The 20,990-nt window shown below is 59.0% G+C and carries 19 protein-coding genes; 15 read left to right on the top strand and 4 right to left on the bottom strand.

Features of this window, described 5'->3' with window-relative positions; all coding sequences use genetic code 11:
* Window positions 1-183 precede the first annotated feature (183 nt).
* From GYM47_RS12960 to GYM47_RS12930, 7 genes are all read left to right on the top strand, one after another.
* Window positions 184-1,953 (top strand): SLC13 family permease, encoded by a 1,770-nt coding sequence (locus GYM47_RS12960; RefSeq protein WP_153842646.1) that lies wholly within the window; start codon window positions 184-186, stop codon window positions 1,951-1,953.
* Between the two features lie 72 nt (window positions 1,954-2,025).
* Complete coding sequence (locus tag GYM47_RS12955) at window positions 2,026-2,691, top strand: alpha/beta hydrolase (RefSeq protein WP_153842647.1); 666 nt, start codon at window positions 2,026-2,028, stop codon at window positions 2,689-2,691.
* 79 nt (window positions 2,692-2,770) lie between these two features.
* Window positions 2,771-3,451, top strand: a complete 681-nt coding sequence (locus GYM47_RS12950) for a DUF4040 domain-containing protein (RefSeq protein WP_139526588.1) — start codon at window positions 2,771-2,773, stop codon at window positions 3,449-3,451.
* Window positions 3,448-4,938 (top strand): complex I subunit 5 family protein, encoded by a 1,491-nt coding sequence (locus GYM47_RS12945; RefSeq protein WP_153842648.1) that lies wholly within the window; start codon window positions 3,448-3,450, stop codon window positions 4,936-4,938. Before GYM47_RS12950 ends, GYM47_RS12945 begins: the two co-directional genes overlap by 4 nt.
* Window positions 4,935-6,440 (top strand): proton-conducting transporter transmembrane domain-containing protein, encoded by a 1,506-nt coding sequence (locus GYM47_RS12940; protein WP_139526590.1) that lies wholly within the window; start codon window positions 4,935-4,937, stop codon window positions 6,438-6,440. Before GYM47_RS12945 ends, GYM47_RS12940 begins: the two co-directional genes overlap by 4 nt.
* Complete coding sequence (locus GYM47_RS12935; protein ID WP_153842649.1) at window positions 6,437-8,206, top strand: complex I subunit 5 family protein; 1,770 nt, start codon at window positions 6,437-6,439, stop codon at window positions 8,204-8,206. Before GYM47_RS12940 ends, GYM47_RS12935 begins: the two co-directional genes overlap by 4 nt.
* Window positions 8,206-9,231, top strand: a complete 1,026-nt coding sequence (locus GYM47_RS12930) for a YihY/virulence factor BrkB family protein (RefSeq protein ID WP_231125560.1) — start codon at window positions 8,206-8,208, stop codon at window positions 9,229-9,231. Before GYM47_RS12935 ends, GYM47_RS12930 begins: the two co-directional genes overlap by 1 nt.
* Before the next feature lie 46 nt (window positions 9,232-9,277).
* On the opposite strand, the gene GYM47_RS12925 is transcribed toward GYM47_RS12930, so the two are convergent.
* Both GYM47_RS12925 and GYM47_RS12920 read right to left on the bottom strand, forming a co-directional pair.
* Window positions 9,278-10,687: a PhoH family protein gene (locus tag GYM47_RS12925; RefSeq protein ID WP_139526593.1), complete on the bottom strand. Its 1,410-nt coding sequence runs from the start codon at window positions 10,685-10,687 to the stop codon at window positions 9,278-9,280.
* A 211-nt stretch (window positions 10,688-10,898) separates the two neighbouring features.
* Window positions 10,899-11,768 carry a LysR family transcriptional regulator gene (locus GYM47_RS12920; protein ID WP_153842650.1) on the bottom strand — a complete coding sequence of 290 codons (870 nt, stop codon included), beginning with the start codon at window positions 11,766-11,768 and terminating at the stop codon, window positions 10,899-10,901.
* Between the two features lie 125 nt (window positions 11,769-11,893).
* On the opposite strand from GYM47_RS12920, the gene GYM47_RS12915 reads away from it, so the two are divergent.
* The gene (locus GYM47_RS12915) at window positions 11,894-12,757 is read left to right on the top strand and encodes a cation diffusion facilitator family transporter (protein ID WP_089675650.1); all 864 of its coding nucleotides are present in this window, start codon (window positions 11,894-11,896) and stop codon (window positions 12,755-12,757) included.
* 104 nt (window positions 12,758-12,861) lie between these two features.
* A complete protein-coding gene (locus tag GYM47_RS12910; protein ID WP_153842651.1) occupies window positions 12,862-13,131 on the top strand; it encodes a hypothetical protein in 270 nt (89 codons plus the stop codon).
* Window positions 13,132-13,188: 57 nt separating this feature from the next.
* On the opposite strand, the gene GYM47_RS12905 is transcribed toward GYM47_RS12910, so the two are convergent.
* Window positions 13,189-13,377 (bottom strand): DUF3008 family protein, encoded by a 189-nt coding sequence (locus tag GYM47_RS12905; RefSeq protein WP_139526597.1) that lies wholly within the window; start codon window positions 13,375-13,377, stop codon window positions 13,189-13,191.
* Between the two features lie 107 nt (window positions 13,378-13,484).
* On the opposite strand from GYM47_RS12905, the gene ybaK reads away from it, so the two are divergent.
* The 6 genes from ybaK (at window position 13,485) to GYM47_RS12875 (ending at window position 20,516) form a co-directional block, all read left to right on the top strand.
* Window positions 13,485-13,952, top strand: coding sequence for a Cys-tRNA(Pro) deacylase (ybaK, locus tag GYM47_RS12900; RefSeq protein WP_153842652.1), 468 nt, complete (start codon window positions 13,485-13,487; stop codon window positions 13,950-13,952).
* Between the two features lie 109 nt (window positions 13,953-14,061).
* Window positions 14,062-15,453, top strand: a complete 1,392-nt coding sequence (gene dbpA, locus GYM47_RS12895) for an ATP-dependent RNA helicase DbpA (RefSeq protein WP_044629268.1) — start codon at window positions 14,062-14,064, stop codon at window positions 15,451-15,453.
* Between the two features lie 48 nt (window positions 15,454-15,501).
* A complete protein-coding gene (locus GYM47_RS12890) occupies window positions 15,502-16,359 on the top strand; it encodes a PA4780 family RIO1-like protein kinase (RefSeq protein ID WP_153842653.1) in 858 nt (285 codons plus the stop codon).
* A gap of 99 nt (window positions 16,360-16,458) precedes the next feature.
* Window positions 16,459-17,502, top strand: coding sequence for an AbrB family transcriptional regulator (locus GYM47_RS12885; RefSeq protein WP_153842654.1), 1,044 nt, complete (start codon window positions 16,459-16,461; stop codon window positions 17,500-17,502).
* A 68-nt stretch (window positions 17,503-17,570) separates the two neighbouring features.
* Window positions 17,571-19,463, top strand: a complete 1,893-nt coding sequence (locus GYM47_RS12880; protein WP_139526602.1) for an ABC transporter ATP-binding protein — start codon at window positions 17,571-17,573, stop codon at window positions 19,461-19,463.
* Between the two features lie 45 nt (window positions 19,464-19,508).
* Window positions 19,509-20,516, top strand: a complete 1,008-nt coding sequence (locus GYM47_RS12875) for a zinc-dependent alcohol dehydrogenase family protein (protein ID WP_153842655.1) — start codon at window positions 19,509-19,511, stop codon at window positions 20,514-20,516.
* A 121-nt stretch (window positions 20,517-20,637) separates the two neighbouring features.
* Here the strand turns inward: GYM47_RS12875 and GYM47_RS12870 are convergent, their stop codons facing one another.
* Complete coding sequence (locus tag GYM47_RS12870; RefSeq protein WP_139526604.1) at window positions 20,638-20,904, bottom strand: hypothetical protein; 267 nt, start codon at window positions 20,902-20,904, stop codon at window positions 20,638-20,640.
* Window positions 20,905-20,990 lie beyond the last annotated feature (86 nt).

Below are 20,990 nucleotides of genomic sequence, written 5' to 3'. Positions count from 1 at the left end.
CGCCTCACGCCTCACGCCTCACGCCTCACGCCTCACGCCTCACGCCTCACGCCTCACGATATATTCTATTTTCTTCTTACTGTGTGTCTAAAAATAACTTTTTAGAATATCTGATAAGCGGCACAATGCCCCTCGTACTATTCGGTTATGTCAGTGAGTGGGCTTGAGAAAGGATGTGGGGTTATGTCGCTGGATGCTTGGATTGCAGTAGGGGTCGTGCTGACGATTTTTCCGCTGATGGCGCTCTCACGCCTCGGACCGGATATCATTTTAATGGGTGCGGTGGTCGTGCTGATGACGCTGGGCGTCATCGATCCTCAGCAGGCACTCGGCGGGTTTTCCAATAGCGGTCTGTTTACCGTTGCGTTCATGTATGTACTGGTGGCCAGCATACGTGAAACCGGCGGTATCGATCTGATCATTCGCTATGTGTTGGGCCGTCCCTCGAGCGAACGTGGCGCGCTGACGCGGCTGCTATTGCCGGTGGCATCGCTCAGCGGCTTTCTCAATAATACCCCGGTGGTAGCCACCTATATCCCTGCCGTTTTGAGCTGGAGCCGCCGCCTGAGACTCTCTCCCCAGCGCCTGCTCATGCCACTGAGCTTCGCGTCGATTCTGGGCGGCACGATCACGCTCTTCGGCACCAGCACTAACTTGGTCGTGCACGGGCTTTTGATCGAGCGCTATCCGGACTTATCCATGGGGTTGTTCGACCTGGCATGGGTCGGTATCCCCGTCGCCGTGGCGGGGTTGGCGTATCTAATTCTTCTCGGCCCGCGCCTTCTACCTGCCCGTGGCGGTACGGCCAAAGCCTTTGCCAACCCCCGCGAGTTCACGATCGAAATGGAAGTCGACCCGGGCGGTGTCTTGGTCGACCGCACCGTCGAGGAGGCAGGTCTGCGCCATTTGCAGGAGCTGTTTCTCGTCGAAATCGAACGCGCCGGTAACGTGGTCAGCGTCGTCGGCCCTGGCGAGCAGTTAAAAGGCGGAGACCGCCTCGTCTTCGTGGGCACCTCTGACGCCGCCGTCGAGTTACAGCAGATTCGCGGGCTGATCCCCTCACGGGATGGCGCGTCGAGTCTGGAGAAGGAGTTCAAAGAGCGCCGTTTGGTCGAGGCCGTGGTCTCCAACCAGTGTCAATTCATTGGTCAGCGGATTCGAGATGGACGATTTAGAACGCTATACGGTGCGGCCGTGCTGGCCATTTGTCGCGGCGGCGAGCGGGTGACGGGAAACCTTGGACAGGTACGCCTGCAGCCTGCCGATGTGTTGCTATTAGAGGCGCGCCCGCCGTTCATCGAGCGCCACCGACAGTCGAAAGACTTTTTGCTGATCAGTGAGCTCAATGGCTCGGCGCGGCCCATCCACGAGAAGGCTCCGCTGGCCTGGGGTATTCTGATTGGCGCGGTGCTGCTGGCGGCGCTGGGTGTGTTGAGCATGCTCAATGCCGCCATGTTGGGCGCCGCCATGGCACTGTTGACCGGCTGCTGCTCGGTGGGGGCGGCCAAGCGCGGGTTGGATACCCAGGTGCTGTTGACCATTGCGGCATCGTTTGGGGTAGGGGCGGCGTTGCACGTCTCCGGGGCGGCGGATGCCATGGCCGGTGGGGTGCTCTCGGTGGTGGCTGGCAATCCATGGCTGCTGCTTGTGGGCACTTATGCCGTCGTGGCACTGCTTACGGAGTTGGTGACTAACAATGCCGCCGCCGTGATCATTTTTCCGGTGGTCATGGCGGCGGCGGAAAGCCTAGGGGTTAGCCCCATGCCCTATGTGGTCGCGGTCATGTTTGCGGCGTCGGCCAGTTTTCTTACCCCCATTGGCTACCAAACCAACCTCATGGTGCACGGGCCCGGTGGTTATCGGATCGCTGATTTTCTCCGCGTCGGGGGTGGCCTGAACGTGCTGACGGGGGTGATCGTGGTGGCGCTGATTCCATGGGTGTGGCCATTCTAAGCCGCGAATGACTCGCTCCCTGGGCTGCTTTACGCTAGGGTGGCGCTTTTAATATCAGCAAGGACATAGCCCATGACAGCCCCTGGCGAACTGATTATTGAACCGAAAAATGGTCAACCCGCCGATGCATGCGTGTTCATCATCCACGGCCTGGGTGCCGATGGGCACGATTTCGAGCCGCTAGTACCCGCCCTGGCGCTGCCGGAAAGCGCCCATGTGCGCTTCATCATGCCCCATGCGCCGCGCCTACCGGTGACCATCAACGGCGGTATGGTGATGCCTGCTTGGTACGACATCCTGGCAATGGACCTGGGACGCCGCGTCGATGAGGTGCAGCTCAAGAAATCCGCCGAGCGCATCCAGGCGCTGATCCAAGAGCAGATCGACCAAGGGATCGATAGCCAGCGCATCATCGTGGCGGGCTTCTCGCAAGGCGGTGCGGTGGCGTATCAGGCCGCGCTGCCGTTTCCGCAGCCGCTAGGCGGACTGCTGGCGATGTCCACCTACTTTGCCACTGCCGACAGCATCTCACCTGCCGAGGCGAACCGTCAGCTGCCGATCGAAGTCCATCACGGCAACTTCGACCCCATCGTGCCCGAGACGCTGGGTCGCAGCGGCGTCGATCGTTTGAAAACCATGGGCTACAGCGTCAACTATCGCCAGTACCCCATGGCACATGCACTGTGTCCGCAGCAGGTCAACGATATCGGCAAATGGCTAAGCGAGCGTCTGGGTTAAGGGGAGAGCAGTAGGCGTTCGGCGCCTTTGATAGTACGCTGCTGCTATTAATGCCGCGGCAAGGGACAGGCAGGGGCACATGATAGCGTCTATCGATACCGTTGAAAGTGGGTTAGCCGTTTGTCTACTGATGACCGCCATTGGGTGCTTATTCGATCGCCACCTATTAAGGGCGTGTTGGCTTTTGGTGCTATTTGCGCTGTTGATGAGTGCAGCGTGGTGGTACCTGAACGCCCCGTGGTTAGCCTTGGTGGAAGTGATATTAGGGAGTGCGCTCACGGGGGGTGGCTTTATTTACGTCTTGCGCACACTGCCCAGTCAGAGGCTATCGATGCCACGTTATGATCGTACGCGCGTCGAGTGGCCACACCGTTTGACGAAGGGGCTGCTCATCATTGCCTGGAGTATCATGCTAGGCGTGGCGACTCAGTTTCTATTACCTGATATGGCGCTTTCACTGACCGCGCATCCGCTTATTTTGTGCTCTGTGGTCATTGTATCGTTGGGAATGGGGGCGTTTGCTTTACACCACCATCTGATGCGCCGCTTGATGGCCTTTAATGTGCTTGGATCGGGCGTTTTCTTGATGCTCGCAGGCATGGCGGGTACGTCACCCAGCGCCCAGGCGCTCATCACGGTGGGGTTGCTCATCGCTTGGCTGGGGTCGCTATTGGGGGTTTTACTCCTTCGCCAGCTAGTGCACCAGGAAGGTAGCGCCGCCCTCAACGATGAATACGCCCCTGTAAGGCCGCCTTCATGATCTGGCGCTTTGGTCTGTACGACAATACCTTTGATCCCTTATGGATGACGGACTGGGCACTCGCCGCTGTGCTACTGCTGCCGATGGTGTTTGGTGCGCTCGGAGCCGTGTTTCGCCCCTCTCGTTTGCTGCCGGTTGCCTTGGCCTGCTTGCCGATTTTACTGGCTGGAGGGGTCATGGTATTGGACTACCAACAGGTCGGATTGCTGCGTTGGCAGTGGGAGGTGGCGGGTATCGAGCTAACGCTGCGCTTGAGTGGCCTTAGTGCTCTAATGCTCTTGATTACCCAGTGGACGGCCGCCGCCGTTGCCGTTTATACCCCTGGCTATCTCCGCCTAACGCTCCCCAATGCCAGCGTCCGTTGGTTATGGCCATTAATGGGGTTGCTCGTTAGTGCGCTTTCACTGATTTGGCTGGCGGCGGATCTGTTGATTCTGTATGCCGCGCTGGAGGCAATGGGACTCGCGGCCGTGGGGATGTTGCTGCTGTCGGGTAAGTCTGCGGCGCTACAGGCCGGTATGCGTTACCTCCTTTTGGCTCTGGTGGGGTCGCTCGCGTTTTTACTGGGCGTTGCCCTATTAATGAGTCAATGGGGAACGTTAGATTTAATCGCACTTGAAGCACGGGTGGAGCCAGAGCCCCTTACTTGGGTTGCAGCAGCCCTTATAGGCGCGGGGCTTGCCTTAAAGGCGGCGCTATTCCCTTTGCATGGTTGGCTAACCCCCGTACACGAGAATGCTTGGACGCCGGTCAGTGCACTGCATGCAGCGCTCGTCATTAAGGCCTCGCTCTATATTTTAATGATGCTGTGGGGCATCTTGCTGCCGGAGACGCTGTTTGCTCCCCGTTTGGTGGCCTGGTTGGGCATGTTGGCGATTGTTTGGGGTGGATTGGTGGCCTGGCGAGCCGATTCACTCAAAACGCTGATTGCCTCTTCCACTGTGGGCCAGTTGGGCTATTTGATGGTGGCCTTTCCTCTGGTATTAGGTCCCAACATCGCTCCGCTGCCTTTGTCGCTGGCATGGGACGGGTTTTGGTTACATTTGATGGGACATGCGCTAGCCAAAGCAGCCATGTTTATGGCGGCAGGCAATTTGATCATTGCCACGGGTGAAAGCTCACTGAAAGCGCTGGCAGGAACCAGTCGTCGGCTGCCACTTTCGCTACTTATCTTTGGCATGGCTGCCGTTACGTTAATGGGGCTACCCCCCAGCGCTGGCTTTACGGCAAAGTGGCTCTTGCTTCAATCCATGGTGCTGACTCAGCAATGGTTAGCCGTGGCGGCCCTACTGGCAGGCACGCTATTGACGGCTGCCTACGTGTTTCGCGTATTTCGCTACTCGTTTGATGAAACCGCACCGCGACACGATTATCAGCCGCTTGCGCCCGGCATGGATGCCATTGCTCTGTGTTTGGCGGTAGCAGCCTTTGCGCTTGGCTTACTCGCCCACTTTCCGCTGGGGTTGCTGCATGGAGGTGGTGGATGAACGCGGCTTGGTTACCCCTGACGACGCTGGCAACTTCCTTATTCGCGGCGGTGATTATTTTCTCGTTGCCAGAAGAGGCTCGACGTGTCCGCACGAGCATCAACTTACTGGCGGCGGTCGTTAAAATTCTCCTAGTGATAGTGATGGTCGGGCGTGTTTCAGAAGGCTATGAAGACACCTTTAGCTTTCAAATCGTGGGAGGCGTTGATTTTGTGCTGCGGGCGGATGCCCTCGGCGTTATGTTTGCGGGTCTTTCGTCACTGCTGTGGCTATGCACGACGATTTACGCGATTGGGTACTTGGAAGGGGCGGCCAATCGGAAGCGTTTCTTTGGCTTCTTCAGCCTGTGTGTCACCAGTACGCTAGGGATTGCCCTGTCGGGAAACCTGTTTACCTTCCTGATTTTCTACGAAATGCTGACACTCTCAACTTACCCGCTCGTGGTGCACGCCGGTTCAGCAAAAGCCTTAGCGGCCGGTCGAGTGTATTTGCGTTACACCCTCACGGCGGGCGTCGTGCTGCTGCTAGGCGTTGTCTTGCTGTACAGCTTAACCAACGATCACTCTTTTGCGTCAGAGCAAGGGTTGTCCCCCTACCTGGATGATCACCGTGGTTTGCTAACCCTTATTTTTGCGCTGCTGGTCGGTGGCTTGGCGGTGAAGGCAGCCATGGTGCCGCTGCATGGCTGGCTGCCCAGGGCGATGGTGGCACCGGCGCCGGTGAGTGCATTGCTGCATGCCGTTGCTGTGGTAAAAGCCGGTGCGTTTGGCATTTTGCGTGTCATATACGACCTATACGGCATTGAACTTAGCGTGGAGTTGGGCGTCACCACCGTGCTGGCCGTCGCTGCGTCTATCACCATTATTTATGGGTCGCTGCGGGCGATTGCCCAAGAGGAGTTAAAGCCACGCTTGGCGTTTTCGACGATTAGCCAAGTTTCCTATGTGGTGTTAGGCGTTAGCTTGTTTGGCCCTTTCGGGACGATAGGCGCGCTGGCGCATTTGCTTCACCAAGGCCTGATGAAAGTGACGCTGTTCTTTTGTGCTGGCAATTATGCAGAAGAGCTGGGGATTCATCGCCTCGATGAAATGGACGGTGCAGGCAAGCGCATGCCATTGACTAGCCTAGCGTTTACGGTGGGGGCGCTAGGGATGATCGGGTTGCCACCGACCGCTGGGTTCATTACTAAATGGTACCTAGGCATGGGCGCTATCGAGGCAGATATGTACTGGGTAGTGGCCGTGCTAGTAGCAAGCAGTACGCTGAATGCGATTTATTTTCTCCCTATCGTACATCGCCTCTGGTTCCGTGAGGGTCCGGCCCATGGCAAGGGGCAATGGCCTAAAGAGCAGTCATTAGGGCGGCTGGAAACCCACGGATGGCTGTTGTGGCCAGCGGTATTGACGGCCGTCATTAGTATAGGGGCTGGTTTGTTGGCTGGGTTGCCATTTAGTCCGCTGGATTGGGCAACGCGCGTAGCCGTTGGGGAGTACCTGCCATGAGTTCACTGCTGTTGGCCGTGGCCTTACTCTGGCCGCTTATCGTGGCAGGCAGTAGCGTTTGGAGCGCTTACCGAGTCCCTGTTCAACAGCGTCATTTCATTTCGATGATGTGGGTAAGTGCTGCCTGGCCTGCTTTACCGCTGGCGTATGTGGGTGACGTGCAGTGGACCATGGATGCTTGGATGTTAGGTGGGTATTGGGAGCTGAATGCGCTCAGCCGACCGTGGCTAGCCTTTACTGCTCTGCTTTGGAGTATGGCGGCGTTTCATGCACGAGGTTACTTCGCCGATGAACAGCGTCAGGCACAAGGAGGGGATGCGTCGGCACAACGGCGTTTACAGCGTTTAACCTTACTGTGGCCGCTAACCTTGCTGGGCAACATTCTTCTGATAGTCGCCCAGGATATTGCCAGTTTTTATTTTGGCTTTGCGCTGATGACCTTCGCTGCGTATGCGCTGGTGGTGCATAACGGCACTCCGGCCGCGAAGCTGGGGGCTAAGGCCTATCTTGTGCTGGCCGTTATCGGTGAAGGTTTGATATTAGGTGGTTTTCTCTGGGCCGCAGGCACCTCGGATACGTTAACACTCAAAGGCGTGCGCGACACCCTGGCCACGGCAGACCATGGTGCGTGGATGGCGCTGTTGCTGTGGCTGGGTTTAGGCGTGAAAGCGGGGGTGATTGGGCTGCATGTTTGGTTACCATTAGCGCACCCCGTGGCTCCCGCGCCCGCCAGCGCTGTCCTCAGCGGCGCCATGATCAAGGCAGGCTTGTTGGGTTGGTTGACCGTGTTGCCGTTGGGAATGGAGTCGCTATCTCCTGCCATGATGCAGTTTGGCAATGTCGTATTGGTGGCAGGGTTTGCAGCAGCATTTGGTGCGGCCCTGTACGGCATTTGGCAGTCGCATCCCAAAGCAATTTTGGCCTACTCCAGTATCAGCCAAATGGGCATGTTAACGGCGTTAGTGGGTATGGGAATCGTCGTGCCAGCGGTATGGCCGGCCTTGCTACCTGCCATCATTTTGTTTGCGGGTCACCATGCGTTAGCGAAGGGCGCTCTCTTTATGGGTACCAGTGTGAGTGAGCATATGCCCAAGTGGCCCACCTCGCTGCTGTTTCTTTTGATTGCTCTACCGGGCATTTCGCTGACAGGCGCACTCGCGGCAGGCATGTTCAGCAAGTGGGGGGTGAAGCATGCGCTCTATGAGTTCGAGCAAGAGCGCATTATCGCACTATTGACTTGGGCGGCGATGGGCACGGCCGCGCTGGTGACGGTCTGCGTGTGGCGACAATGGCAGCAGCGGCAGCGAGGAAACAGCCATTCGTTTCAGTGGGGGGCGTGGCTAGCGGCATTGATCGCTGCGCTAATGACACCGCTGTGGCTGCCGTTACCGGAGGGGAGTGTGATCGCTCCTCCCTTGAACGAGTGGTTGGGCATTATTTGGCCTTTTCCGGTAGGCGTTGTCGGCATGGCGTTAGGCTTGTTGGCGCTGCGCCGTTTTGATGTGCCAACGCCACCTGCCGGGGATTGGTGGTGGGGATACCATTCCCTTGCCACTCTAGGCTTGAGCGCCGCACGCTCACTGGCCGCGCGATGTGGAAGAGGTAAAACAACCTCCGTGGCGCTGGCACTGAAGGGTGAGCGTTTGCTCATGAAGGGGTTGTTGCGCGGACTATCAGTGGAGTCATGGATGCGCCAGCATGGTGGAGGCTTGATGATGGCGTTGGCCGTTCTCCTGGCACTTTTGCTCATTTGGGAGGGACAGTAGTGGGGCAACAAGCAAGAGAGCCATTGGGTGAGCGCGGCCGAAGTGCCGATGTGCCCAACGATATTCCAAAGCGTGGTTGGCAGGATATTGCGTGGCGCGTCGTGCGCGCCGCGCGCCGAGACCGGGTCACCATGTTTGCCGCAGGGGTGGCATTTTACGCGCTGCTGGCGCTGTTTCCGACCATTGCGGCGGTAGTGTCGGTATGGGGACTACTGTTCGATCCTGTCGAGGCGGGGCGGCAGCTCTATACGATCAGCCGCTTCATGCCGCCGGACGCGGCCAACTTGATCGATCAGCAGGCGCAAGACGTGGTCGAGAGCACCGAGTCGGGTAATGTCCTGACCGCGTTGGCGGGGCTGCTCATTGCCATGTTCATTGCCTCGAAAGCAGTCTCGGTGCTGGTCATTGGTCTCAACGCGGTATATGGCGAGCAAGAGCAGCGTTCACTGCTCTATCGAGGGGTGGTCCTCGTTTCGCTGACCTTTGGCTTGATTTGCATGACGCTGGTCTCCCTGGGATTCATCGCCATCGTGCCAGCGCTAGTGGACCGATTGATGATCGAGCCTCCTATGGATCGAGTGCTGCAGTGGCTGCGCTGGCCGGCGCTGCTGGTATTGATGAGCCTACTGATCGCACTGCTCTACCGCTTTGCACCTTATCGCCGCTCACCGCAGTGGCGTTGGCTGAGTTACGGCACGCTGTTTGCGACGCTTATGTGGCTGCTGGGCTCGGGAGGGTTGTCACTCTACGTGCGCTACTTTTCGACCTTTAGCGAACTGTACGGCTCGATAGGTGCCGTGGTGGCCCTGATGCTGTGGTTTTGGCTCTCGGCCTTCGTCGTGTTGTTCGGAGCGGAGCTCAACTGTGAAATGGAGCGTCAAACCTGCCACGACACCACCGTGGGCGAGGCGCGCCCGTTAGGCGAGCGCGAGGCGTTTGCTGCCGATACCATCGGCATCGAAAACCCCTGGAATAGCGACCGTGCCGCGAGACAGCGGCCGCCGTGCGATGGAGGTCAAGAGTGAACCGCCCAGTGAACTGGGCGGTGTAGACGTTCGGGGGCAAAGAGCGCTACAGCAGCTCCTCGGCGGCCAGTGCCAAGCGGGAGCGCTCGACGCTTTTTAGAGTGATATGCCCAGCGTGGGGCCAGTCTCGGAACCGTTCGACCACAGCGGCCATGCCGCAGGTGTTGGCGGTCAGGTAGGGCGTGTCGATCTGCCCGACGTTGCCCAGGCAAACGATTTTGGTGTTGCGCCCGGCGCGGGTGACCAGCGATTTCAGTTGCTTGGGTGTGAAGTTTTGCGCCTCGTCGATGATCAAAAAGGTGTCGTTCAGGGTGCGCCCGCGCATGAAGCTGGGCGAGCGGATTTGTACCCTAGAGCCGATCAGCTGTCGCGTGGCGCCGTTGTCCCAGCTCGACTCCCCCTCGTCGTTGCGCAGCAGGTTATCCATGTTGTCGTGGAAGGCGCCCATCCACGGTGACATTTTCTCCTCTTCGGTGCCCGGCAAGAAGCCAATGTCCTCGCCCATGGGAATCGGCGCGCGGGTAAAGACGATGCGCTCGAAACGTTTGGCATCCAGGGTTTGTTGAAACGCAGCCGCAAGGGTCATGAAGGTTTTACCGGTGCCTGCGTTACCGGCAATGGTGACGAGATCGATCTCGGGGTCCATCAGTAGGTTGAGGGTAAAATTTTGGCGACTGTCGTGGGCGTGCACGCCCCATACGCCCGCGTGGTGGCGATAGTTGGTGAGCAGCTGCAGCCGCGCCGAGCTGGGGGAAAGCTCGCGCACGATGGCTTCGAATTCGGCGCCGTTTTCGCTATCGGACACCAGCATACCCACGTGCCAGTCGCGGGGCATAGTGCCGCTTAATTGATAAAAGGTGTGATGATCCACGCGTTCGACCGTGACATCGACATTCAGCGCTTCCCAGAGCGATGCGCCATTCTGGCCTGCCTGGGTATATACCTGCGCGCCTTCGATCATCGCATCGCTATCGGAGAAGGCGCGGTCGTTAAGGTAATCCTCCACCGGGACTTTTAGCGCGGCGGCTTTTACCCGCAGATTGATGTCTTTCGTGATGAGAATGACCGACGCATCCGGGCGTTCGTCACGCAACCGGCAGGTTTCTGCCAGAATACGGTTGTCGGGGCTATCGTCTAGCGCGTCGAAGGGCTTGAGATCGTTGTAGCACAGAAAGTGTAGGCGGCCAGACTCTCCGCTGATGCGGGGAATGGGGATACCTTGCTGAATTTCGTCGAACGTCACCTGGCTGGTGAGATCGGACAGCGTGCGGCTGATTTGCCGTGCCGTTCGGGCGATTTCGCGGATACCGTTCTTATGCTTGTCCAGCTCTTCGAGCACGGTCATGGGGATGACCACATCATGCTCATCGAAATGGTAGAGCGCGGCGGGGTCGTGGATCAGGACATTCGTGTCTAGGACATACAGCCTAGTCGCTTTCTTATCGAGTCGTACCATCGCGGAAACTACTCCTTGGTTGACGGCAACATCGACACTGGCAGATGCACTTTACGCTTAGATGACACGTGCCTGTGTCGGTTCTCTAGCGTGTCCTTTGGGCTCCTTCAATGGCTTTTTTTACAGCGTGGTGGGCAATCGCTTTTTTCGCCACTGCTAAATTTCAACGTTACTCATGCGCCGTGCTCGGCTTTCCGACTGAGAGGGGGCCTCAGCGTGTGGTACCCAAGAAACGGATGACGTTGGTCAGCAGCGCCGTGGCGACCACCCCGAGGCTCTCGCCTTCCACGTAACGGTAGTAATGGCTTTCCAGCAGCAGGTCGTGATTGAGCGCACACAGACTGTGGCTGGCCAAAGCGTCTTTGACGAGCGGGTAAGGCAGCAAGGCCCAGCCGGTGCCATTGATCACCGCATCACGAATCACCTCGAACATGGTCAGGCCCAGATAGTTGGTGGAGAACAGCGCCTCGCTCACCAATTTGTCGCCTTGGTCGAAGGTCAGGCATACCTGGGTGTACTGTGCCAAATCATCTTTGGTGACGTTGGGCAGGCGACTGAGTGGATGCCCAGGTGCCGCCACGAGACTCATGCTCACTGGGGCAAGGTTGCTGGCATTCACCGCGGCTCCTTCGGCGGTATACAGCCCAAAGGCAATATCCACCGTTTGGCGCAGCACGAACTGGGCATGCTCCTGAGGTGGGAGCAGGTATACCGAAATGGCCGTGAGCGGGTAGCGCTGCTTCAGGTCGTGCATGACCTGTCGCCAAAACGCTTCGGGCAGCGCGTCGTCCCGCGCGATGCAGAGCTGACTCTCTACGCCTTGTAAGTGTTGCTGGCAGTGCTTGTTGATGCGGTTGGCACTGGTCAGCAGGCGGTAGCAGTCGGGTAGCACGCTTTCCCCCACGGCCGTGAGCTGAAGGCTGTTCCCCGACCGCTCGAAGAGTGCCACGCCCAGGCTATCTTCCAGTGCATTGACGGCGGCGCTCAGGGTGCTGCGCTTCATGCCGGTGTGCCGTGCGGCGGCGGCAAACGAGCCGTGCTCCGTGACATCGATGAACGCTTGGACCTGTTCCGCGCGCATGCAAACCACCTCATAAAGTAAAAGCTTTCGAGCGCCAATATAGTTGGCGCTGAGCGACTAGTGTAGCGTTGTTTTACTCACTATGATGGCTTGCTCTTATCTCCCCTTCTACTGGAGCAACCCGCGTGACCCCCTTTGTCGCCGAGCGCCGTGCGCTCAGATTTTCCGCCATCTCCGCTAGTCTGTTTGCCTTTACCGGACTTGCCTTGGGCCTTGCGAGTGGCTCGATAACGATACTCTTCGATAGTGGCTATTCGCTATTAAGTTTAGTGCTGGCATCGCTCTCTCTGTTTGCGCTTCAGCAGGCCCGCAAACCGGCGGATGATCACTACCCCTTTGGGCGGCTGACGGTCGAGCCGCTGGCCGTGCTGCTCAAAGGCGTGGTGATTGCGCTGGTGTGCCTGTTCTCCCTGGTCTCTGCTCTGTGGAGCTTGGCGCAGGGAGGACGTTTGGTCACGCTGGACTTGGCGCTGATGTTTGGCGTGGTCAACGTGAGCGGCTGTTTGCTCACCTGGGGGTGGTTGAACCGCTACGCCAAGGTCGCGCAGTCCTCGCTACTGGCTGCAGAGCTTCGCCAGTGGCAGATGGATACCTGGCTAAGTGCCGCCGTCATGCTGGGCTTTGCCCTTACCTGGGGGTTAACCCTCTCGCCTTGGGAACACTTGGCGCGTTTTGCGGACCCGGTGATGGTTCTTATCATTGCCGGTTACTTCCTGCCCATGCCCATTCGTATGGTCAAAGGCGCGCTGCGCGAGTTGATGTTCGGCGAACCGGTCGGCAGCGTGCGCCAGGAAGTGGTACAAGAAGTGGCGGAGTTCGATATCGCCGACGACGATGTACGCCTTGCGCAGGTAGGCAGCTTCCTGATGGTCGACATTCAGCTCGATAAGCAGCAAATCGATGACGCGGAAGAGATCGTCGAGAGCGTCGAGCAGCACTGTAAGCTGCGTAATTTACGACCGGTGACGAGCATTACGCTGGTCACGTAATGCGTGCATTGAAAAAGTGTTGACGCTATCGAAGGTGTGGTGATATCAAGCGCTACCGACAACGGGTGTCGGCCTAACACTGCACTTTTGAGGGTTGCAAAAACATGCCACTGCGCCGCTGTTTGCCCGTGCTGCTGGTCACCGCTTTGGTGGCTGGCTGCGCAAGTTCTACCATTGCCCCACGTTACACCACTGAAAATCCGGACGTCATGCGGATCGGCGGAGATCGCCCCGTCAGTGCGGAACCGCGTACCGAAAACGCCGGTTCGTTCTGCCTGGAAACCACCGAGCGCTGGAACGAACATGGCCGCACGCCCGATGGCCAAACGCTGTGGGCGAAAGATACGCTGCGCCGCGTGGTGCCTTGCCAATAATTGGCTGACATAGGCTCACGCAAGCTGCGCCAGCGCAAGCCGCTGGCGCAGCCTCGCTCAATCGTCCTCTTTCTTTTGCGGTTTGCCTTTACGTTGGGTACCCGCCATCTCTTCCAATTCCTCTTCGCTCATCGAGTCGTACATCTCTTTCGAGGCGTCATACAGCTCGCTGGGCTTGGTCTCGCCGCGTTTGGCGGAAAGGGCGGCGCCAGCGGCTTTTTGCTGGGCTTTCGACGTGGCTTTCATTTAACGACTCCTGTCAGTTGACTTCCATGAGGTGGGCACGCTATTAAGCCTAGCAGTGGGAAGTGATGTTTTCAGATAGTCTGGCGCGTTTAACTTAAGAGACCTCCATGACACCGGCAATCAACAGCGCAAGGCACGCAGGTATTGCGTTTCAGCTCCATGAATATCAGCACGATGCCACCGCCCCGTCCTACGGGCTGGAAGCGGCCGACAAACTTGGCGTTACCGCCGAACAGGTCTTCAAAACCCTCGTCGTTAGCTTGGATGGCAAGCAGTTGGCCGTGGGTATCGTCCCCGTGAATAGCCTGTTGGGGCTGAAGCAGATCGCCAAAGCGGCCGGCGCTAAAAAGGCCGCGATGGCCGCGCCGGATATCGTCGAACGTACCACCGGCTACGTGCTAGGAGGAGTGAGCCCGCTAGGCCAGAAAAAGCGCCTGCCGACGTTCATTGATGCCTCGGCACAAGCGTGGTCGACGCTTTACGTGAGTGCTGGTCGGCGAGGATTAGAAATCGAACTCTCGCCGGAGGACCTCGCTGCACTCAGCCAGGGCCGTTTCGCAGCGCTCTCTGCATAGAACGATACGCATCGGGTTAAGTGCCTGGCAAAGCAGGAGAGGGCGCTTTCTGGTATGGTGCTTCCATCAATCGGATCGCTGGGCACCGCCGCCCCTTCAGGAATTTTTTGTGTCAGATACCTCTTTTGCCTCCCTTGCCCTCTCGCCCGCGCTGCTGAGCACGCTCGACTCTCTGGGCTATCACGACATGACGCCCGTTCAGGCGCAGAGCCTGCCGCCCATGCTGGTGGGGCGCGATGTGATGGCGCAGGCCAAAACGGGCTCGGGTAAAACCGCCGCGTTTGGTTTGGCGCTGTTGTCACAGCTGCGTGTAGAAGCCTTCAGCGTACAGGGCTTGGTGCTGTGCCCCACCCGCGAACTGGCCGATCAGGTCGCCGAGGAGCTGCGACGCCTGGCGCGGGGCATGCCCAACGTCAAAGTACTCACACTGTGTGGCGGCGCGCCCTTTGGGCCGCAGCTCGCCTCGCTGGAGCACGGTGCGCATATCGTGGTGGGCACGCCGGGGCGGGTGGACGAGCACTTGCGCAAAGGCTCGCTCACGCTTGGGTCGCTGGCCGTGCTGGTGCTGGACGAAGCCGACCGTATGCTGGACATGGGCTTTCAGGTCACCATCGACGACATCATCGCCGATACCCCCACTGACCGACAAACGCTGCTGTTCAGCGCGACGTTTCCCGATGAGCGGGAGGGGCTGGCAGCCATGACCCGCGGCGTGCTGCGCGACCCGGTCAGTGTCAAGGTGGCAGAGACCCACGATGCCACGACCATCGAGCAGCACTTTTACCGTGTGTCCCATGACGACGACCGTTTTGCTGCGTTGATCGAGCTGCTGCTTGCCACGCGACCTACCACTAGCGTGGTGTTCTGTAATACCAAGCGGGAAACCCAGGCCGTGGCCGATGGCTTGGTCGATGCGGGGTTTAGCGCCGTCGCCTTGCACGGCGATCTCGAGCAGAAAGACCGCGACCGGCTGCTGGTGCTGTTTGCCAATCAGAGCGCATCGATTTTGGTCGCCACCGATGTGGCCGCCCGCGGGCTCGACATTGCTCAACTAGACGCCGTTTTCAATTACCAAATCGCCCGCGAGCTGGACGTCCACGTTCATCGCGTCGGCCGCACGGGGCGCGCAGGAGCCAGCGGTATCGCCTGTACCCTGGTCACACCGCAAGAAGATTATCGACTCGAACGCCTCGCTGAGCTGTTGGGCGAGCCGCTCGCGACCGAGCCGCTGCCGAAAGCCACCAACGGTTCGCCGTTCGAGCCCCCCATGGCCACGCTACAGTTGGCGGGTGGCAAGAAAGATAAGCTGCGCCCTGGCGACATTCTGGGAGCATTGACCAGCGAAGGCGGTCTGCGCGGTGATCAGGTGGGTAAGATCAAGGTGTTGGCTCGAAGCGCTTACGTCGCGGTGGCGCGCAGCGCTGTCCAGAAAGCTCAGGCCAAGCTGGAGCGGGATAAACTCAAAGGGCGCGCTTTCCGCGTGCGACGCATTCGCCATTAACGATCCCAATGACGTGGTCGCTATCATAAGGAGCCTTCGCAGCAAGTTATGAAAACACCCAAACGATTACAGCCCCTGGTCGACGATGGCCTGATCGATGAGGTGCTGATGCAGTTGATGAGCGGCAAGGAAGCGCAGGTGTACATAGTGCGCTGTGGCGACGACACGCGCTGTGCCAAAGTCTTCAAAGAGGCCAAACAGCGTAGCTTCAAGCAGGCGGTGCAGTACCAGGAAGGGCGTAAAGAGCGCAACAGCCGCCGCGCCCGCGCCATGGCCAAGAAGACCCGCTACGGCCAGAAAGAGCAGGAGCAGGCGTGGCTGACCGCCGAGGTGGATGCGTTGTACCGCTTGGCCGCGGCCGAGGTGCGTGTGCCCAAGCCCTATGGTTTCGTGGATGGCGTACTGCTGATGGAGATGATCACCGATGCCGAGGGGGATGTGGCACCGCGCTTGGACGATGTCACCCTGACCGAAGAGCAGGCGCTGCGCTATCACGCCAAAGTGATCCAAGACGTGGTGCGCATGCTCTGTGCAGGCTTGATCCACGGTGATTTATCGGAATTCAACGTGCTCGTCGACGCCGAGGGCCCGGTCATCATCGATTTACCTCAGGCGGTGGATGCGGCGGGCAATAACAGCGCTGCTGCCATGCTGGAGCGCGATGTGAACAACATGCGTGCCTATTTTGGCCGTTTTGCGCCCGAGCTGCTCGCTACCCATTACGGTAAAGAGATGTGGGCGCTGTATGAAGCGGGGAAGCTGCATCCCGATAGCCAGCTGACCGGCCACTTCGAGTTCGATGACCACATTGCCAATGTGGACGAGCTGATGGAAGTGATCGACGACGTCAAAGAGGAGGAGGCCGAGCGCCAAGCGCGCCTGCGCGATGACGACGACGAGGATTGACCCCAATAGTGATAAACTGAGGCAACGCTTAGCAGAGTAAGTAGTTGAACGAGACGACTCTGCCATACCGCATCGCCTGAGAGATCATGGGAGGGGAGTGTGAAGGGCAGCCGTTACAGTGCAGGGAGAGCCAAGGCGCTTGTCTTATCACTCGGTGTTGGCGCCGCAGGCGGCACGCTGTTTCATGTGACCGGGCTGCCGCTAGCCTGGATGTTGGGCCCTCTAGTGGCGAATTTGCTGGTGTCTGCCAGAGGGCTGAGCGTAGCGGTGCCCGAGTCGCTGCGCAGTGTGTTCCTAGCCGTCATGGGCATGGTACTGGGCAGCCAGGTCACCCCTGAGCTGGCCCAGCGGGTGCTTGATTGGCCCATCTCGGCCATGCTTCTGCTTGCAGGCGTGGCCGCGTCGACCGCCGTGGCGTCTGCCTGGTATCGCCGCTGCGGCTTCGACCCCGTCAGCGCCTGGTTTGGCGCATCACCGGGCGCCATGACCGCGATGATCCTGCTCGGTGAACGGTGCGGCGGCGACCCGCAGCGCATTGCCATTGCACAGTCGCTGCGTATCGTGCTGGTGATTCTCTTCCTACCGCCTCTATTTTGGGCTTTCGAGGGCGGAGAGGGCACGCTGGGTCCGGCGGCGTCGTCACTCACGGATGGCTGGCTACTGCTCACCATCCCTCTTTTACTTCCGTTGGGTAAGTGGTTGCGCCTGCCAAGCCCTGCGCTGCTCGCTCCCTTGTTAGCCACCGCGCTGCTCTCCGGGCTGGATATGGCGAGTCTCGCCCTGCCAAGCTGGGGCATGAACGTGATGCTCTGGGTGCTTGGTAGCGCCATCGGCTCGCGCTTTCAAGGTATGACGCGGCGGCTACTCGGGCGCTATCTTTGGCAATCGGGGGTGGCGACGTTGCTTGCGCTGGTGGTTCTGGCACTGTTTGCCGAACTCATCCACCAAACCGTGGGGGTAGGGCGCGATGTGGCGCTCTTGGCGCTGGCCCCAGGCGGCATTGGTGAAATGGCGATACTCGCCGTCGCGCTCAACATCGACCCGGTGTTCGTGGCGTTTCATCACCTGCTGCGCATGGTCACACTCATGGTCGTCGCTCCTTTTTGGGCCCGTTGGCTCATGCGTCATCATCCTGACGCTTGACGTCGCGATCATGCTTCTAAGCGTTCTTACGCCGTCCTTTCTTTTATTGCGTCTTGTAAGGAATGTCCATGCTGTCACGTTTGCTCTCGCCGCTGTTCCGCTTTTTCGAGGCGCGCGTCAACCCCTACCCAGAGGGTGAGGTCACCACACCGCCCAAAGGGCTGTTGCCGTTCATTTGGCACTTTTCCCGCCCGGTATGGCCGTGGCTGCTGGTGATGTCGCTGATCACGGCGGTGGTGTCCGCCGCCGAGGTCGTGTTCTTTAGCTACATGGGGGATTTGGTGGATTGGCTGGGCGGCGTCGAGCGCGCCGACTTTTGGTCGAGCCACGGTCTCTGGCTGGCGGGTGTGGCGGTGTTGGTGGTGGTGGGATTGCCGCTGCTGGTGTTGCTGCAGTCGCTGGTGACGCATCAGAGCATTTTCGGCAATTACCCGATGATTGGCCGCTGGCTATCGCATCGCCATATGCTCAGCCAGAGCCTGGCATTTTATCAGGATGAGTTTGCCGGGCGGGTATCGCAAAAAGTGATGCAAACCGCGCTGGCCGTGCGGGAAACCGTCACCAAAGTGATGGATCTACTGGTGTACGCCATCGTCTATTTTACCGGGGCGGCCATCTTGCTGGGCCGCGCCGACCCATGGCTGCTGCTGCCGCTGGGGCTTTGGCTGGTCGGCTATTTGGGCATCATGCGTTTTTTCGTGCCGCGTCTGCGGGACGTTTCCATGGCCCAGGCGGATGCGCGTGCGCAAATGACCGGTCGCGTGGTGGATAGCTACAGCAACATCCAAACCATCAAGCTGTTTGCCGATACCCAGCGCGAAGAGCGCTATGCCAAAGATGCCATGGAAGGCTTCATGACTACCGTGCATCGCCAGATGCGGCTGGTGACCGTGATGAGCGTCTGCTTGACGCTACTCAACACGCTACTATTGGTCGGCACCGCCGGCATGGCCATCGCCGCTTGGTACATGGAGGCGATCTCGTTGGGCGTACTGGCCATTGCCATTGCCCTGGTAATGCGGATTCGCTTCATGTCCGACTGGATTTTGTGGGAGGTTGCCGGGCTGTTCGAAAACATCGGCACGGTGCAGGATGGCATGAACACCATCGCCCAGGAACCGACTGTCAAAGATGCTCCTAATGCCAAAGCATTGTGCGTGCCCAACGGCGAGATCGTCTTCGACGCGTTGCGTTTCCAATATGCCCAGGCAAAAGGGGAGAGCAAAAACGTGTTCGATGGTCTGAGCCTGACCATCAAGCCCGGCGAGAAAATTGGCCTGATTGGCCGCTCTGGGGCCGGGAAATCGACCCTGGCAAACCTGCTGCTGCGCTTTTACGACCTGCAGGGCGGACGCATTCTGATCGATGGTCAAAACATCGCCGAGGTCTCCCAAACCTCGCTACGCCACCAGATCGGCATGGTGACCCAAGATACCTCGCTGTTGCACCGCTCGCTGCGGGACAACATCCGCTACGGCAGCCCTAACGCCAGCGATGAGGACGTCTGGCAGGCGGTGTGCCGCGCCCATGCCGACACGTTCATCAATGATCTGGTCGATCCCAAAGGTCGGCGTGGTCTGGATGCCCACGTGGGAGAGCGGGGCGTCAAACTCTCCGGCGGTCAGCGCCAGCGCATTGCCATTGCCCGAGTGCTGCTCAAGGACGCCCCGATTCTGGTGTTGGACGAAGCCACTTCGGCGCTGGATTCCGAAGTCGAGGCGGCGATTCAAGAGCAATTGGATGCGTTGATGGAGGGCAAAACGGTCATCGCCATTGCCCACCGGCTCTCTACCATCGCCATGCTGGATCGTTTGATCGTGGTGGACGAAGGGCGCATGGTGGAGAGCGGCACCCATCAGGAATTGCTCGCCCGCAATGGTATCTATGCCGGTCTTTGGCAGCGGCAGTCGGGCGGCTTTTTGGGTAACGACCTTGATCCTGATAACAACGCCCTCATTTGAGACTAGACCGGTCGCCTAGTGAAGGCGCTTCAACAGGAGGTAGAGATGCAAACGATTGAGCTTCAACAACCCGGCGGTTTAGATAAATTGAACGTCGTCGACACGGCCGCGCCCGGCGAGCCTGGCCCTGGCGAGATCAAAGTGCGCCTGCACGCCAGCTCGCTGAACTTTCACGATTACGCGGTGGTGGCGGGGATGATCCCCACCGACGACAAGCGCATCCCGATGTCCGACGGCGCGGGCGTGGTGGAGGCCGTGGGCGAAGGCGTTGAGGAGTTTGCCGTGGGCGACGCGGTCGTCTCGACGTTCTTTCCCTACTGGCTGGAAGGCCCGGCACGGGTAGGCGACTTCACCACTACCCCCGGTGATGGCGTCGATGGCTATGCCCGGGAGCAGGTAATTCGACCGGCCACATGGTTCACTCACCAGCCGATCGGCTACAGCCATGCAGAATCCGCCACGCTGACCACTGCGGGATTGACCGCTTGGCGCGCGCTGGTGGTGGATGGCGGCTTGAAAGCGGGCGATACCGTGCTGGTACTGGGTACCGGCGGGGTGTCGATCTTTGCACTGCAGTTCGCCAAGCTGATGGGGGCTCGAGTGATCGCGACCTCCTCTTCCAATGAGAAGCTGGAGCGCCTGCGTAGCCTCGGCGCGGAGCACACCATCAACTACCGCGAGACACCCGAGTGGGGAAAAGCGGTCAAAGCGTTGACCGACGGCAAAGGCGTGGATCACGTCGTCGAGGTAGGCGGCCCCGGTACGCTGCCGCAATCCATCGATGCCGTGAAGATTGGTGGACACATTTCGCTGATTGGCGTGCTGACCGGCCGCGAGGGAGACATTCCCACTGCAAAACTCATGGCCAAGCAGGCCAAGCTGCAGGGATTGATCGTCGGTAGCCGTCGCCACCAGATCGAGATGATCGACGCGATCGAAGCGGCGAATTTGAAACCGATCATCGATCGTGAGTTCCCGCTTAGCGAGATTGCCGAGGCGTTTCGTCATCAAGAATCGGGCAAGCACTTTGGTAAAATTTGCCTGACGTTCTGAGCGACGCGATGCACTTTGCGTAAAATGCACGTTGCGTAAAGAGTGAGAAAAGCGCGTCTGCCATGGGCGGACGCGCTTTTTTATTGGCCAGCCGGAGGAAGGTCGTACAAGGGCAGAGACATTACTCTCCTAACCGACTGTAGACCACGCCTTTGACTTCCAACTCCCAGATATCGTCATAGGGTACGGTGACGCCATCCACGTCCCCAGGGTCGCCGGTACTGTTTTTGATGACGGTTTCGGGGATGATCTTCACCCCCATGACACCCACATGTTGGATGCGGCCGCTGAATCGATTGCCCTCCTGCTCAATGAGCACCCGCTCGCCTGCAATGCACTTCGCAAGCTTCTCGTGTAGTTCAGCCATCGTGACATTCACCACGCTCATCGTTGCCTCCTGCGCATCGCTCAAAAGTGAGTTACTTGGCAATAACGACTTTATTCTAGACGATAAGTTCGACTGGCCCCTTAGGA

The sequence above is a fragment of the Vreelandella piezotolerans genome, assembly GCF_012427705.1.
GTDB lineage: Bacteria > Pseudomonadota > Gammaproteobacteria > Pseudomonadales > Halomonadaceae > Vreelandella > Vreelandella piezotolerans.
Note: the sequence above shows the minus strand (reverse complement) of the source record. Positions and strands in the feature narration are given on the sequence as shown.